The organism is Cuniculiplasma divulgatum (genome assembly GCF_900083515.1).
Taxonomy (GTDB): Archaea; Thermoplasmatota; Thermoplasmata; order Thermoplasmatales; family Thermoplasmataceae; genus Cuniculiplasma; species Cuniculiplasma divulgatum.
Window position 1 is genome coordinate 887178 of the sequence record NZ_LT671858.1, and the last position, 15809, is coordinate 902986.

At 35.6% G+C, this 15809-nt stretch carries 15 protein-coding genes; 14 read left to right on the plus strand and 1 reads right to left on the minus strand.

Annotated elements, in window-relative coordinates; translation table 11 throughout:
- The first annotated feature begins 30 nt into the window (after positions 1-30).
- The 7 genes from hsp14 (at position 31) to CSP5_RS04405 (ending at position 5174) form a co-directional block, all read left to right on the plus strand.
- A complete protein-coding gene (gene hsp14 / locus CSP5_RS04375) occupies positions 31-420 on the plus strand; it encodes an archaeal heat shock protein Hsp14 (protein WP_021788722.1) in 390 nt (129 codons plus the stop codon).
- 79 nt (positions 421-499) lie between these two features.
- A complete protein-coding gene (locus CSP5_RS04380; RefSeq protein WP_021788723.1) occupies positions 500-880 on the plus strand; it encodes a hypothetical protein in 381 nt (126 codons plus the stop codon).
- Positions 881-977: 97 nt separating this feature from the next.
- On the plus strand, positions 978-1580 hold the full coding sequence (locus CSP5_RS04385) for a hypothetical protein (RefSeq protein WP_021788724.1): 603 nt from the start codon (positions 978-980) through the stop codon (positions 1578-1580).
- A 5-nt stretch (positions 1581-1585) separates the two neighbouring features.
- Positions 1586-2779 (plus strand): ATP-binding protein, encoded by a 1194-nt coding sequence (locus CSP5_RS04390; RefSeq protein ID WP_148689722.1) that lies wholly within the window; start codon positions 1586-1588, stop codon positions 2777-2779.
- Positions 2780-2787: 8 nt separating this feature from the next.
- Complete coding sequence (locus tag CSP5_RS04395) at positions 2788-3444, plus strand: hypothetical protein (RefSeq protein WP_148689723.1); 657 nt, start codon at positions 2788-2790, stop codon at positions 3442-3444.
- A 1-nt stretch (position 3445) separates the two neighbouring features.
- Positions 3446-4045: a hypothetical protein gene (locus CSP5_RS04400; RefSeq protein ID WP_148689724.1), complete on the plus strand. Its 600-nt coding sequence runs from the start codon at positions 3446-3448 to the stop codon at positions 4043-4045.
- The gene (locus CSP5_RS04405; protein WP_148689725.1) at positions 4038-5174 is read left to right on the plus strand and encodes an ATP-binding protein; all 1137 of its coding nucleotides are present in this window, start codon (positions 4038-4040) and stop codon (positions 5172-5174) included. Before CSP5_RS04400 ends, CSP5_RS04405 begins: the two co-directional genes overlap by 8 nt.
- Here CSP5_RS04405 and CSP5_RS04410 read toward each other — a convergent pair.
- On the minus strand, positions 5171-7333 hold the full coding sequence (locus tag CSP5_RS04410; protein WP_148689726.1) for a YncE family protein: 2163 nt from the start codon (positions 7331-7333) through the stop codon (positions 5171-5173). The two genes, CSP5_RS04405 and CSP5_RS04410, sit on opposite strands and share 4 nt — an antisense overlap.
- Positions 7334-7585: 252 nt before the next feature.
- On the opposite strand from CSP5_RS04410, the gene CSP5_RS04415 reads away from it, so the two are divergent.
- The 7 genes from CSP5_RS04415 to bgaS all read left to right on the plus strand — a co-directional run bounded on the left by CSP5_RS04415 (position 7586) and on the right by bgaS (position 15807).
- The gene (locus CSP5_RS04415) at positions 7586-9448 is read left to right on the plus strand and encodes an ABC transporter substrate-binding protein (RefSeq protein WP_241869839.1); all 1863 of its coding nucleotides are present in this window, start codon (positions 7586-7588) and stop codon (positions 9446-9448) included.
- A 15-nt stretch (positions 9449-9463) separates the two neighbouring features.
- Positions 9464-10483 carry an ABC transporter permease gene (locus tag CSP5_RS04420; protein ID WP_148689727.1) on the plus strand — a complete coding sequence of 340 codons (1020 nt, stop codon included), beginning with the start codon at positions 9464-9466 and terminating at the stop codon, positions 10481-10483.
- Positions 10476-11438, plus strand: coding sequence for an ABC transporter permease (locus tag CSP5_RS04425; protein WP_241869840.1), 963 nt, complete (start codon positions 10476-10478; stop codon positions 11436-11438). Before CSP5_RS04420 ends, CSP5_RS04425 begins: the two co-directional genes overlap by 8 nt.
- Positions 11435-12232: an ABC transporter ATP-binding protein gene (locus CSP5_RS04430; RefSeq protein ID WP_148689728.1), complete on the plus strand. Its 798-nt coding sequence runs from the start codon at positions 11435-11437 to the stop codon at positions 12230-12232. The genes CSP5_RS04425 and CSP5_RS04430 overlap by 4 nt, the downstream gene beginning before the upstream one ends.
- Positions 12233-13210: an ABC transporter ATP-binding protein gene (locus CSP5_RS04435; protein WP_148689729.1), complete on the plus strand. Its 978-nt coding sequence runs from the start codon at positions 12233-12235 to the stop codon at positions 13208-13210.
- Between the two features lie 71 nt (positions 13211-13281).
- The gene (locus CSP5_RS04440) at positions 13282-14298 is read left to right on the plus strand and encodes a TrmB family transcriptional regulator (RefSeq protein ID WP_148689730.1); all 1017 of its coding nucleotides are present in this window, start codon (positions 13282-13284) and stop codon (positions 14296-14298) included.
- 54 nt (positions 14299-14352) lie between these two features.
- Complete coding sequence (gene bgaS / locus CSP5_RS04445; RefSeq protein WP_148689731.1) at positions 14353-15807, plus strand: beta-galactosidase BgaS; 1455 nt, start codon at positions 14353-14355, stop codon at positions 15805-15807.
- The last annotated feature ends 2 nt before the right edge of the window (positions 15808-15809 follow it).

The window sequence follows — 15809 nt, forward strand, 5'->3', positions numbered from 1 at the left end:
CTTTAAATAAGTTATTGAAATATTTAGCGTATGACAACAATATATGGACCGTTGAAATTTATGGCTGATGAATTTATGAAGAACGTAAATGATAGAGCTAAGGAAGTTCTAACTTATCTATACCCTCCAGTAAGGATGTATGAGGATAATGGAGAAATCGTGATTGAAGCTGACATGCCAGGATTTGATAAAAAAGATATTAAGGTAACATCAAGTAAGATGTCTATTGAGATATCCGCATCAAGAAAGTCTCCAGAGAATGTAAACATGTTGCTTGATCAGAGACCAGATAAAATTTGGAAATCAGTTAGGCTTCCAGTTGAACTTGACCATGATGCGGCCATATCAGCAAAATATACCTCAGGGGTTCTTTACGTAAGAGCACCAATTAAAGGGTTAAAAACCGTTAAGATAGAGTAGATATATTAATATATTTTCACTTTTATTTTAATTTCTGACTTTATACAAAATTATTTAAGGTCTGACAATATATACTATTATGGATTTAATGGGGATACTTACTGTTGTCAGTATGACAGCAACAAATTCAACAGGGTCCATTACTGTTTCGTCAGTTCTAAGCAATCCGTTAGTTGAGCTTGCATTAATATTCATAGATGGATTGCTTTTTGGACTGGGTATAAAGAAAGGTGTTTGGTCTGTGATCCTTATAGTGATCGCGGTGTTCCTTTCTGAATACATCAACTTTTCAGTATTGCCTAAAGCTTCACTGTCAACCTTTTATGACGATGTAAAGTCTCACATAGAGTATATAATAACAAATATAAACAAGATAATTCCATTTTCCAATATAGGTGCAATTTCTATATCACTCATCTTGTTTATCGTGGGCTTTATTGTAGGCTACATGAAAGGATAAAAAAAATTTAAACAAATTGTTCAACTATTGAAGATTTCCCTTTTCAATTAAACAAAGGAAAACCTTTTATTCTAATTTAAATTGATTTGATGATCATATGCCTTTATTTAATAGCAGAAAGCCGAAAGGCCTTGAAAGCCTTTCACCAGATGAAATTGAGAGCCTTATTCAGCAGACTAGAACAGAGATTTCCCTTATAGAAAAAGATAATGAGAGAAAACAGGAAAAGTTTAATTCTTTAATGAAAGAGGGTAGTAAAGCTTCTGGATCCAAAAGAGTTCAAATTGCTCAGGAGCTTGAACTATTGGAAAGAAAGATCCATACCAACGAAAATCAGATATTGAACCACACTAAGAAAATTGAGTTAATGCAGGAGGTAAAGGAATCTAAAACTTCGGTTTCACCAAGCAGCGTGGATAATATTATTTCGAAAACCAATTCTAACGCCATTAAAACCAACATACTTCAGTCAAAGACAAAGAATAAGGTAGCACTACAGAAAACCGATGATCTCTTGAATACAGTAAGAGACCTGCAAATAGAAGATGATCAGGGTGCATCTGTTATGGGAAGTAAATACATGGAGATGTTTAAGGAAATGGATAGAAATGATAATTCACTAAAACCAGGCAAGGTCAAAAAGACAGAGACAGAAGAAGATAATGACGAGAATACAGAGAGTGATGTGAAGGGAGAGTGAATTTATTGGATTCAGATTACCTGCAGATTGGTGGATTGAAAAAGCTTATTGCTGACGATATAAAAATTGAAACCAGTATGGAGGAAAAGGGAAATATCAGGGACAGTATCATATTATGCGAGAAGATTATCAACAACCTTCATATGTTAAAGAAACTTGATGGCAACAATCCATCCTATGATGCTCTCATAAAATCCTGGGATAAAAGAAAAACTGAGATCTTGAATAATAATCCTAAAACTTTGAAAAAACATGAAAGTAAGCAGGATAGTAAAAAGACTAGTAATGGACTCATTGGTCAGATGGAAAAGGAATTTAGAAGTAGAATCATGTCTCTCATAAGTGAGTCAAATGTAAAGTGGTCGGAAATCGGTGGATTGGAAGATCAAAAGGAAATTATCAAAGAAGCTGTTTTTTTTGCAATGGCTCAACCCGATCTTGATGTTAAGGTTCCAAACCTTAGAAATATTTTGCTGTTTGGACCTCCTGGAACTGGTAAAACGACTATTGCAAAGGCAATCAGTTCAAATATTGATGCAACATTCTTTAATGTGCCAGTGTCAGAACTCATCTCTCGATATGTTGGTGATTCAGAGAGAATAGTGTCCTCACTCTATACAGTTGCCAGGGAAAAAGCTCCTTCTGTAGTTTTTCTGGACGAAATTGAATCTCTCCTGAGACAGAGAGGTGACGGAAACAAAAATGCGGGTGCGGTTCTCCAGCAATTTTTATCTCAGCTTGATGGATTTTCTACAGATGAAAGTTTTGTAATGACTGTTGCAGCAACTAATGTTCCATGGGAACTTGATCAGGCAATTCTTTCCAGATTTGAAAAAAGGATATTCATAGGATTACCGGATGCGGAAACCAGAAAGAAAATAATTAGTATTCATACTACTGGCAAAGGATACAGGGTAGATGACTCGATAGACGATATAGTGCCCAATACCGAAGGTTTCTCCGGTCGAGATTTGTTTTATTTGTGTGCAGAGGCAATAAGGAATATGCTTAGAAGAACAAATAGGGTGATAATGGAAGATAAGGATAAGGTAATTCTTGGCTCTGAGAAGGTTACTTACAGGATTAATCCAATTACAAGGCAGGATTTTGAGGTTGCATTATCCAAGATTAAACCTGCAGTAAATGAGGAAATGAGTAAGAAATATTACAAATGGAAGGAGGAATTTGCAAATAATTGATGATTTCTATGAAAAAAAATAATGATTTTCAGTCACTTATTGAAAGTCTGGCATATTATCGTGGAGATTCCAGCAAATCAGAGGGTTTCATGAAAAAGTTAGTTGGATTGTGGTCTTCATATGGAGACAAAAAATTCCTGGGAAAAAAGGGGAGTAAGATTTTAAATAAAAGTCTTCAGGAGTTATATGTTATTATGGATGTATCCCGGGAACATATTGTAGAACTTCAGGACCTCATTAACAGGATGAAAGATAATTCAGACGATATGAATCACATAAAGAAAATTAGGGCAACAGACTCTTTGAATGCTGAAATCGCAAAGTATAACCACATGGAAGAAAAATATAAATTCATGTCAATGCTCCAATCAATTAATGAACTTATGTCTGAAAAAGATTCAAAATTCATGAGGAAGCTGGATAAAACCTTAAAGAATCGTCAGATGATAAGGGAATTTCAAAACACAGTAAAGGAAGAAATGAATGATCATGGACGGATAATGGAAGATATGGATAATATTGAACTTTATTTCGAAACTATTACTGAAAAATCTACCTCTAAAGTGGCTAGTAATGAAAATACTATTCATGAACCTCAAAAAACTATTCCCAAGAAGGATAGTGAAGAGAAAGATGATGAGGACGAAAATCCAGAGGTGATATAATTTGAGCGTTTTCAACAGAAAATCTAAGGAAGAGCTTGAAGTTGAAACACAGATGAACATAAAGCTGCTTAAGAAGAAAGCAGAGGACTATGCTGGTAAATGTGATTCGATGGCACAAAAATATGATGCGCAAAAGGAAGCCGCGAGATCCATAGGAAATAAGAGTTTAGAGCAGGCTTTTGAGGAAAAGGCTAAAAATCTAAGAGTTCAGGCTTCGAAGATAAGATCATTTGTTCTTATAGTGGATGATATAGGCATGATGAAAGACCAGTCTGCATTGATGAACAGTTTTGCAGACACAATGAAGACTTATGTAAAGACCATAGGAAAAGGCCAGGCTAATGCCCAATGGATGTCCCAAATGGAATCTCAACTGGATAAGGCAGTTGACGAAAGTGAGCGCGTTGGTGATCTTTTTGGTGGATTGCTCCAGGATGTGGGTTTAAATCTTAATTATGAACTAGATTCTATCGGGAGGGAAAAGAGTAACAATACGAACGCAAACGATAAGGAAAAGGTAGAGGATATAAATGTTGATGAAATGGAAAAGCGGCTAAGAGAAAAGTTAAAAGATTTAGATAAGGTCGACACAAATGAATAACGGTCAGGATGCAGAATGCCTGAAAAAGTATAGGGAAAAGGTAGAAAGTATAATAAAATCAGATCAGCTTAAGAATAAAAAGATAGAGAACCTAAAATTATTAGCCACTGAGATATTAAATTCTTCCAAAAATAGAGAAAATGCTAAAAGAGTCGAGTTCCTAAAACTGGCAGATCTATGTGTAAATATTATTGACAAACTTACCAATGAAATGCCTGAAAATGTTTCCAAAAGCAATTCATTAACCAAATATAAGGAAGTAATCATAGCAAATGACTCTTCAGACTATTTCAGAAGACTCCGCCCCGCCATAGCTTCAACTTCCTTTGATGATATTGCAGGTCTTTCAGATGTTAAAAAAATAGTAATGAATCAGATAATCAAGGCTAGAGAGAATAAAGAAATAGCAAGAATGTATGGCATTACTGGAAGGAATATCCTCCTTTTTGGTCCTCCCGGAACAGGAAAAACAAGTATCGCTCAGGCAATTTCAAATAGGGTGCAATACCCAATGGTGACAATTACCCCTTCAGATATTCTTGATAATAAATTTGGTGAATTCGAGAAAAATATAAGATCCCTCTTTCAGGGAGCAATAGCCAACAAACCGGTAATAATTTTCTTCGATGAATTCGATTCACTGGCTACAAGAAGAACGAATAGTAATTCGTCATACATGAAAAGAGGAGTCCCCGAAATGCTACGTCAAATGACAGATTTAAGGAAGGAATCAGATGGACAAATCATGATAATAGCTGCTACCAATAATCCGTGGGATATTGATGATGCCATGTTAAACCCTGAAAGGTTCGATACAAAAATTTTCGTCCCTCCACCAGACGAAGCTTCAAGATCAGAATTATTCAGAACATTTCTAAGGGAACTCAAGGTATCAGATGCAATAGACTATGAAGAGCTTGGAAGAATTTCAGAAGGATATACAGGCGCTGACATAAAATACATCTGCAAGAGAGCGGCAGAAGAAGTATTTTCTCAGGTTATAGATAGCAATGAAATAAGAGAGATAAACCAGGAAGATCTTGTGGTGTCTATTGAACAGAGTTCCAGATCTATCACCGGTGATCTGCTATCCAAATACACCAAATTCAAGGAAAAATATCACCTTTAATTTTGTTTTTGTTGTTTTCTCCGAATAATAATAACTGCTGCAATTGCAGTTATAGCCAATACTCCAAAAGCGACCAAGGTAAATAATACAATATCGTATTCTGTTAATTTAGAAACCGATTTTTTTGGAATGTAATTTGAATAATAGAATGTAGAAATTACCGAGATTGTACCCGATCTAAGATTGCTAACATAAAGGAAACCGTTAGAGTTGTCATATCCGATTCTGAAGGGAGAATTACCAACCTTAACACTTCCGACTATTGCATTATTCGTGGAATTTACAACTATAGCTATATTTTGGTTCTCATCAGCAATATAAATATAGCTATTTTGTGGATTATAGCTTATACCTTCCGGTCCAGATCCTACATAAATAGATTTAATAATGTTATTTGTTTTTGAACTTAAAACATCCAGGGTTCCTGAGATATAATTAATAACATATAAATCGCCGTTATATGGTGAAAATAAAACACCCTGAGGTCCAGAACCAACACCGATGTTTTCTATTAAATTATTGTCAGATGGGTTTATTACTGAAAGATTGTTAGTAGCAAAGTTACCTGTGTAAATATATCCATTAGATTTATCGAATGTGACGGAAAGTGGACTTTTACCAACATTTAGCGTCGAGACGACTTTATTATTAGTGGAGCTGATAACTGAAAGGGAATTAGATTTTTCATTTACCACGTAAAGTTCATGATTCACTGGATCATAGGCAGCAGCAGATGGTCCCATTCCGACATTTATTGATAAATAATCTTTTTGCGTAGAAGAATTGATCACTGAAATATTATTAGAGTCGTAATTTGTCACATATAAATTCTTGTTGTATCCATCATAGGTAATTGATGATGGCCCAACACCAACTCCAATTTTGGTTAATATCTTATTTCCAGCAGAATTTATCTCATAAATAAAGTTTGAAAATGCGTTAGAAACATAATAAAAGCCATTATACGAATCATAGGTGCCACCTTGTGGACCCGAACCAGTATCTATTGAATAAATTACGGATTCAGTTAGCGGATTTATGATAGATATATTAGCCGTGTACTCATTCATAACGTATACTTCATGATTTATTGGATTGTATGTTACGCCGTAAGGATTTAATCCAACTGCGATTATTTTATTAATAAGATATGTTGATGTGTTTATCGCATATACACTATCTGAGCAGAAGTTCGCCACATAAATTAACTTATTTTCAGGATTATATGAAATTCCAAATGGAGTGTTGCCAAGTTTTACTGTGTTCGATATTTCATCTGAAATGGTGCTAATTACGCTCATATTATTTGACCTTTCATTAACAACAAATAGACTGTGACCTGTGTCATCGAGAGCGAGTTTAGCAGGACCATCCCCAACACCAATAATAGTTCTTATTGTGAGATCTAAATTATAAACTGTCACAGTATTTTTGGCATAGTTGGTAACATAAATCATACTGTTTAAAGGATCATATACTATGGCCGATGGCGAATTTGACGATATTGTATTCATTACATGATTCGTTGAGGTATTAATTACAGATATTGAATTTCCATATGAGTTGGCAACAAGCAGATAATTTTTTGAGGAAATATAAGCAAGAGAATCAGGCCCACCCCCAACACTTATGGATGAGGTAACTCTTTTCTCTTCCGTATTAATTACAGTTATATTAGATGACCCCTTGTTAGCAACATATAGATCGGAATTCATATAGTCAAAGGCTATGGCCTGTGGTGCATCGCCTACATTAAACCAGTTGGCCGGTAAATTTGTTGTTGAATTAATTCCCAAAATATTATCTGTGCAGCAGTTTGTTACAAACATCTCTCTGTCAAGATTGTCATAAACTGCACAGGTAGGTATCAACCCATTATTACTCTGCGAAGAATTACCCTTAATTAACTTATTACTAAATAAATCTAGAGTACAGTTCACCGTTCCGATGTTTGTTGTATTTGGCTTGAGTCCGGAATTTACATGGGACAAATAATCACTAATCTTTTCATCCGAAATATCAGATTGAAATGATGGGAAACTTTCCTTGGGGTTTGTAGACTGATAGTGGATCAAGTTTGTGGGAGAAATGAAAATAATGATGAGAAAAAATACTACAAATCTGAGTATAATTCCTCTTTTATAAACTCTAATTTTCATTCCAAATCAATCCCTATTTTATACTTAATTTTATTCATTTTACTCTCGGTCGTTTTTACGGTGTATATATGTGCACGTATTTAGTTAAATTTATAATGTCATATAAAAAAAGAGTTTAAATATTAGAATTATTTTCAAATGTTATAAACATTGATAAAACTCGCTCAAATAAAGGATTTCCAAGTTTTACTTAAGAAGTTAGTAAGATCAAACTGATTAAATTTAAATATAGAATTACAACTTGCTAGCATTATGAACACTAATTATAGGAGAAGAAGAATATTGATTGCACTTGCGTTAAGTTCCCTTATGGTGCTATCAGGTCTTTCAGTATTTTCTTTTGTAAGTGGCGGAAACTCTACTACTTTAGTTGCCAGAACAGCAGATAGTTCGAGTGCAAATGGAAACAACAGTACGCTTTATCTGTCACCAGGTGCAACGCCAGAGTTTGTAGATAATTTTAATCCATATAATATATGGACAGAGCCCACAGGTATAATGGGGATGATATATGAGCCCTTATTGCAGGTTAATACATATAATGGAACTGTTATTCCATGGCTTGCAACTGGGTATTCGTTCAGTAAAAGTGGTTTGTATTTGAATATGACATTAAGACAGAATGTAACCTTTTCTAATGGTCAGCCATTTAATTCGTATGATGTTGTTTATACTTTTAACATTCAAAAGAAAGCTATTAATGCTTGGGGGGCAATAGAAAATATAAGTGCACAAGGTCTCTACAAGGTTTCATTTAAATTTTACACACCGCAGACAAACTACCTCTTTTACATTGGCTGTCAGGCTATAATGCCTACAAACCAATCATGGGAACAACAGACAGGCAGTAATGGAGTCCCAGATCCCCAAAGCGCAGTTGTAACAGATCCCATAGGCACAGGACCATACGTACTTTCCAGTTTCAGCCCGCAAAAAGTAGTTCTTGTTAAAAATCCACATTACTGGCAGAAAGGTTTACCGAAAATAGATAGATTGGTATATAACGATTATACCAGCAATAGTGCATTGAGTCTAGCTCTTGCAGAGGGAAAAGTTCAGTGGGCATCAGTTTTTGAACCTAATGTTACATCTTTATTTGTTCAAAATAATCCGAAAACAAATCATTACTGGTATCCGGCAGGACAGCCTGTTACTATGATGGTTAATGATCTGATGCCATTTTTAAACGAGAGTTATGTAAGACAGGCACTATCCTTAGCAATAAATAGAACGGCAATCTGTCAGATAGGTGAGTATGGATATGAGAAACCTGCCAATGCAGCTAACATTTTGCAGCAGCAGCTTTCCTATCTAAATAAAACAAACCTAAATCAAGCAAATAGTCTCGCACAATTCAATCCGTCAAAAGCCTTGTCAATGCTTGAAGAACATGGCTTCAAACTAAACAGTAAGAAACAACTTGAATACTCCAACGGAACACTTGTGCCAACTATTTCATTGATGTCGGTTGCAGGATATTCAGACTGGGATACAGACATAACCATAATTGCTGCAGATTTAAAGGCTATTGGCATAAATGTAGTAACTACAACCCCTACCGGAAGTAATCTGGCAAGTGATATAGCTGACGGTGATTATCAGCTGGCTGTAGATACGGTATCTGGTATAGGACCAAATCCATGGTACGATTACAGTGGACTGGTGGGAAGTGTAACACCAATAGGGAAGACTGCTTACGTAAATGAGGAAAGATGGAATGCTACTGGTACCGATTTCATGAGTGCTTATGCAAACTATACATTAACAGGAAACTTAACTCTGCAGGATAAGTACACAAATGAAATGGTTAATGTAATGTTAAACCAGATGCCTATAATTCCTCTTGTATACTCTGGAGACTGGTATGAATACGTGAACAATACCATAGGAGGATGGCCAAACCAGAACAATTCATTCTGGATCCCAATGCCATGGTATCCCCATCCATCAGAAGTTGTTGTTCTGCATCTATATCCGCTTACCAGTGCAAAAGCGGTTAAGGTAACATCCACTGTAACCTATGAATACATAGGAGTAGCAATAGTAGTAGTCGTAATTGCAGCAGTCGCAGGTGTTACATTAGTTAACAAGAGGCAGAAAAAGAGAAATGATTAAAAATCATTTCCTTCCATGGTGATTTTAACGGCTATACCTGTAAAATATATTATTAAACGACTTATAATTTTTGTAAGTGTATTTTTTGGGGCTCTCACTCTAAATTTTGTTTTACCAAGATTGATGCCTGGAGACCCTGCAGAAATTGTTTATGAAGATTTATTAAAAGATTCTGGAGGGACAATAAACATTGCATACTTACATCAGCTCGAGGCAGAATATGGAATTTCAACGAACAAACCTATTTATTTACAGTATTTCTCTTATTTAAATGATTTATTTCACGGTAATCTTGGAATTTCAATCTCTTTTTATCCTGATCCAGTTTCATCCATATTAGCTGAAGCGCTTCCATGGACTTTATTTTTGGTAATATCTGCTGTAACTATTTCATTCTTCATAGGTAACAGACTTGGAAGATATGCAGGCATTAATAGGAATACTGGAAAGGATTTGTTAATTGATTTATTTTCTATGTTCATGGCAGCTTTTCCTGCCTTTGTTCTTGCATTTATACTACTGGATATTTTTTCAGTATACGGAAAGATATTTCCTATCGGCGGTGCATACTCTGATTCTGTGAATATGGGATTTAACATTCCATTTATAATTAGCACGATGTATCACGCTGTTCTCCCCGTAGGTACTATAATTCTTACATCCCTTGGAGGTTGGGTCCTTGGTATGAGGAATAACATAATTCCAAATGTAAATAGTGACTATATCAGTTTTTCCCAAAATCTTGGAATGAAGGACTATCAGATAAAGAGCATTGCATATAGGAATGCACTTCTACCGAATTTAACTGGATTTTCTATGTCTATTGGGTTGTCTGTAAGCGGTGTTATTATAGAGGAATCTATATTCTCGTATCCTGGTGTAGGGATGTATATGATCACTGCCATAGATAACCTCGATTACCCTCTATTGCAGGGAATATTTTTAATGGTTATAATTGCAGTTCTTGTGGGTAATCTTATTGTGGATATCCTACTGGGTTTCCTGGATCCACGAATAAAGCAGGAGGGTGAGTAATATTCAGGAAAATAAGACTAAAGAAGGAATGATTTCAAAAATACGGGAAAACAGAGCATTTGATATAATATTTAAGATATTTAAGCCACTTGGTGTTCTTCTTCAAAACAACAAATCAAAAGCCGGTTTTCTTCTATTGCTTTCTATCATCATTTTTGCTGTTGTTGGAATTTTTTATACACCATACCCTCCAAACGCATATCTTTTCAAGAAAAGTATTCCTCCATCCTATTCCCATCTTCTTGGTACAACGGGTTATGGTCAGGACGTATTTTCCCAATTAATAGGAGGTGCTGCACCAACATTACTCATTGGATTTTCCGTGGGTATACTGGGTACATTGATATCCGTTTTCGTAGGAGTTTTGTCCGGATTTGCATCAAAGGGTGCGAATGAAGTAATAAATGCAATAGTGAATGTGTTTTTGGTAATTCCAGGAGTTTTGTTAATAATGCTCTTTGGTGCGTATTTTCTGGGTATTCATCAGAATCTTGGTTATTTTCCAACAATCCTAATCCTTGTGGTGACAGGTTGGGCATTTGGTGCTAGAACTTTTAGATCTGTTACCCTGTCAGTTGCAAAGAGAGATTACATTCTTTCTTCAATTCTAATAGGTGAAAGAAAAATGAGCATTATATTCAGGCAAATAATTAAATCAATTATGCCTGTAATCGTTTCAAATTTCTTTTTTACCGCCATGTATGGTACCATGGGACTTACATTCGTTGAGTATCTTGGAGTTGGTAATCTACAGCAGGTCAATTGGGGAACAATGCTATACTGGGCCATAAATAACGAAGCCTATCTTGTTGGAGAGTGGTGGTGGATATTGCCACCTGCAATCTTTATAGCAGTTTTAATGTTTGCCTTCATACTATTGAACTTTGGAATGGATGAAATCGCCAATCCAGCGTTGAGAGTTTTTAAGGTTAAGAAAAATAAGGTGAAGTCATGAGTTTGATGGAAATTCAAAATCTCACAAAGGAGTTTACAGTCAGAAAAAGTCTTACAAAGGGTGACATAGTAAAGGCACTTGATGAAGTTAGTCTAGAATTAAGGGAAAAGGAATTACTTGGTATTGTAGGTGCAAGTGGTAGTGGAAAAAGTACACTAGCTAGACTAATGGTTCTTCTATATCGACCAACATCTGGAAAAATTATCTTTAACAATGAGGATGTTTCACACCACAAAGGGCAGAGGCTAAAGGTGTACCGAAAAAATATTCAGATGGTGTTTCAGGATCCATATGCCTCTCTAGATCCATTTCATAATGTGGAATGGCACATAAAGAGACCATTGTTAATCAATCATTACAAGGGCAACGTTAGTGATCGTGTGCAGGAGCTTCTGACACAGGTAAAACTTGACCCTCCATCGCAATTTCTCGATAAATACCCACATCAAATGTCTGGTGGGCAAAGACAAAGAGTGTATATGGCCAGGGCTCTTGCTACAGAACCCAAGGTACTAATTGCGGATGAACCGGTTTCCATGCTGGATGTGTCTCTCAGAATTGAAATCCTGGAACTTCTTCTTTCCCTTAGAGAAAACTTAGGAATTAGTATAATTTATATAACGCATGATCTGAACACAGTTAGTATGATTACCGATAGAATATATGTGCTCAATAAGGGGAAGGTTGTTGAGTCCGGAAACACAAAACAGGTAATTGAAAATCCAGTGGACGAATATACTAGAAGATTAATAAAGGCCGCCCCAGATCCATATAAGAAAATTGAGGTGGACTAAATGCCAAATGCAATCCAGGTAGAAAATCTGACCGTTGGGTATCACTGGGAAAACGGGTTTTCAATAATTATACGAGACTTAAATCTTTCCATTGAAGAGGGCATTATCTTTGGTATAGCAGGAGAATCTGGATCAGGTAAAAGCACATTTGCCCAATCTATCTATAATTCGCTCAGGTATCCTGGAGAAATAGAATCAGGCAGGGTTTATTTTAAGGGTAATGATCTTTTAAAAATGTCAAAAAATGAATTGCGAAGGATAAGGGCTGTCAATATGACATTTATCCCACAGGCAGCAATGAATGCGCTGAATCCAGTTAAAAGAATAGGTGACCAGTTTAACGATATCCTTGAGGCTCATGGGAAAAACATTGTGGAATTTCAGCAGAACATTCAGGACGTATTAAAAATGGTAAGGCTTCCTCAAGAAATATTACATAATTATCCTCACGAGCTTAGTGGTGGAATGAGACAGCGAACAGTCATAGCAATGGCACTAGTTCTTTCTCCAGAACTTGTGATACTGGATGAACCCACCACAGGTTTGGATGTCCTTGTCGAACATGATATACTGGTTGATCTTAAAAAAATACAGAGAAAAAAAGGTTTTACAATGATAATGATCACTCATGATTTATCTATCCTTTATGAAATATCCGACCAGCTTGGCATGATGTATGCAGGTGAATTAACCGAATATGGGGATAGGGAATCTATGATTAAGTCATCTGCTCATCCCTATAATTATCTTTTGTTGAAAAGCATTCCGAGAATAGGAGTTAGGAAATATGATGGAATAAGACTAACGGGGAACCCTTCGAACTATGATGAAAACTTCAAAGGATGTCAGTTTAGTACAAGGTGCCCTTATAAAACTTTTGAGTGTGAATTGACACACCCAGAGTTAAAGAAAGTTCCTAACGAGAATCATTACTATCGCTGTTTAAGATATCCAGACTGGGTTAGAGATGAAAAATAGTCAATTGTACATCATTCTAATTTTTAGTTAACATTCAACTATATTTATAAACTGAAATAACATAAGATAATGTGGAGGAAAAAATTTTTGAGGGATTATCCAAGTTTGGACTTACAGCCTATGAGATCAAAATCTATGAAGTTTTGATACTAAAGGGTCCATTGAATTCCACCAGTATTGTAAAGGAAACCGGTATACCTCAGCCCAGAGTTTATGACCTATTCAGTTCAATGGAGCGTAAGGGTTTCATTGAAAGTAGCTTTGGGAAAAGAAAAACGTACAAGGCAATACCTGTTTCAACCATTATGGAAAGAGAAAAAAAGTGGCTAGACACCTATAGTTTCAATCTTGAACATTTTGTTCAGAATAAAAGGATATATAATCAGAATAACGGATCATTTCTTTCCCTTCTAGAGGGAAATACACAGGTAACTGAAAAAATGGCATCACTTATTTCACACACTGAGGACGAACTAATTTTATCCACAAGCTATGAAAGATTCAAGGAACTTTACCCATATATTGAAAAACTGAGTTCTTCGAACGTTACTATGTGTATTATTATTTTCAAGGAGCAGAGACAGAGACTCACGGAAAAAATAGATGGTAATTGTTTTATTCGCACAATGTCAGGAAAACCGGTTGAAATTCTTATTTCGGATAGGAAATCCTGTACAATGAAAATAGAAACAAGAGAGAGGAAGGATGATTTAGCCCTATATTTTGAGGAGGACAACTTCATTCATGTAGTATCGTATTACTTTAATCAGTCATTGTGGAAATATGCAGATATATATACTGATCAGATCAACGACAACTGTATCAGATTCAGAACCATATGGCTGGCTTGTGATATAATAGAATACTATCTTAACAACGGAGCAAAACTCAAATCTCATCTTGAATGTTATTATAAGGACGATTACAGAGAAATTGATGGTGAAATAGTGAAAGTTGAAAAAATCCCATTTGTCAGGAACACTTTTTTTATAAGGTCAGGAAATGAAGAGTACTCCGTTGGGGGCAAAACTTCCTCAATTGAGAAATTGAGAATGTTATTTCTCAAGATAAATCCTGAATTACTATAAGATAGAGTATAAGCTTTGAAAAAACCTTAAAATAACAATAGAAAATTATAAAAAATGTTTCCAAAAAATTTTAAGTTCGGTTTTTCAGAGGCTGGATTTCAGTTTGAAATGGGTGTCAGTGATATTGATACCAACACTGATTGGTATAAATGGAGTCATGATTCAGAAAATATCAAGAATCACATTGTTTCTGGAGACAGGCCAGAAGAAGGTGTTGGATACTGGGACCTGTATCCCAAAGATCATGATCTTGCAGAATACATTGGAATGAATGCAGCTAGAATAGGTATAGAATGGTCAAGGATATTTCCCGTTTCTACCGAACGTGTCACGGTTGAAGTAATAGAAGAAAATGGGGATATTCTTGAAATTAAAATAACCGAGAAAACCATAAAAGAACTGGACTTATTGAGTGATAAAAATGCAATGCAGCACTACACCAATATTTTTAATGATATAAAAAAGAGGGGATGGTTTCTTGTCATCAATCTCTTTCACTGGTCACTCCCACTATGGATAAATGATCCCAGTAATCGAAATAGTGAGAAAGACAATGCCCTCGGAAACTGTATGAATCGTAGTTCTGTTATTGAATTTGTAAAATATGCAGCCTATATATCATATTACTTTGGTTCCATAGCTGACAGATTTGCAACCATGAATGAACCAAATGAGGTATTTAAGACTTGCAGTGAGGATAAAAGAGTAGAGTCCTATCACATTAGAATGAAATGGTTTGTTGAGGCACACGCAAGATCATACGATGCAATGAAGCAGTTTACTAATAGACAGATCGGAGTGATATACGCGAATGGCGATGTACAATCATTTGAAAACAAGGATCCAAAGTTAAAAGAGGAAGTGGAATATGAACAAAGATATTCATTCTTTGATGCCCTTATTCACGGTGATGTTCACTGGTATGTGGGTGCTTGCAGAAAAACAAATCATGTTCACGGGAAATCGATTAGGCCTGATTTGAGTAATAGAATAGACTGGATTGGGGTAAACTATTATAGCAGAAATGTGGTTAAAAGAAAAGAGGATGGATATGAAAATGTTCGGGGTCTCGGATACGATACAGGATGGGTTTCATATGAGAAGTCTCTTGATGGTAGATCAGTAAGTGAAACAGGTTGGGAAATTTATCCAGAAGGAATATATAATATTGTTATGAGCTACCACAAGAGATATGAATTACCAATGATGATTACCGAAAATGGCATGGCCGATGATAATGATCGATTCAGACCCAGATATCTGGTATCGCACCTTAAAAATCTGGAGAGGGCTATTAATGATGGAGCCAAAGTTGACGGTTATCTTCACTGGGCTCTTACTGATAACTTTGAATGGGGGAGTGGTTTTTCAAAGAAATTTGGGTTGATAAAAGTAGACTATAAAACCAAAAAACGATATTTAAGACCCAGCGCACTCATTATGAAGGAAATTACAAAACACAATGGAATCCCGGAGGAACTTGAATGGTTAGGGGAGGATAAATTCTAAAA

Excerpts from the sequence above, each read along its gene's own strand:
- hsp14 (WP_021788722.1), top strand. The coding sequence starts at position 31 with ATGACAACAATATATGGACCGTTGAAATTTATGGCTGATGAATTTATG.
- CSP5_RS04380 (WP_021788723.1), top strand. The coding sequence starts at position 500 with ATGGATTTAATGGGGATACTTACTGTTGTCAGTATGACAGCAACAAAT.
- CSP5_RS04385 (WP_021788724.1), top strand. The coding sequence starts at position 978 with ATGCCTTTATTTAATAGCAGAAAGCCGAAAGGCCTTGAAAGCCTTTCA.
- CSP5_RS04395 (WP_148689723.1), top strand. The coding sequence starts at position 2,788 with ATGAAAAAAAATAATGATTTTCAGTCACTTATTGAAAGTCTGGCATAT.
- CSP5_RS04405 (WP_148689725.1), top strand. The coding sequence starts at position 4,038 with ATGAATAACGGTCAGGATGCAGAATGCCTGAAAAAGTATAGGGAAAAG.
- CSP5_RS04410 (WP_148689726.1), bottom strand. The coding sequence starts at position 7,333 with ATGAAAATTAGAGTTTATAAAAGAGGAATTATACTCAGATTTGTAGTA.
- CSP5_RS04415 (WP_241869839.1), top strand. The coding sequence starts at position 7,586 with ATGAACACTAATTATAGGAGAAGAAGAATATTGATTGCACTTGCGTTA.
- CSP5_RS04420 (WP_148689727.1), top strand. The coding sequence starts at position 9,464 with ATGGTGATTTTAACGGCTATACCTGTAAAATATATTATTAAACGACTT.
- CSP5_RS04430 (WP_148689728.1), top strand. The coding sequence starts at position 11,435 with ATGAGTTTGATGGAAATTCAAAATCTCACAAAGGAGTTTACAGTCAGA.
- CSP5_RS04435 (WP_148689729.1), top strand. The coding sequence starts at position 12,233 with ATGCCAAATGCAATCCAGGTAGAAAATCTGACCGTTGGGTATCACTGG.
- bgaS (WP_148689731.1), top strand. The coding sequence starts at position 14,353 with ATGTTTCCAAAAAATTTTAAGTTCGGTTTTTCAGAGGCTGGATTTCAG.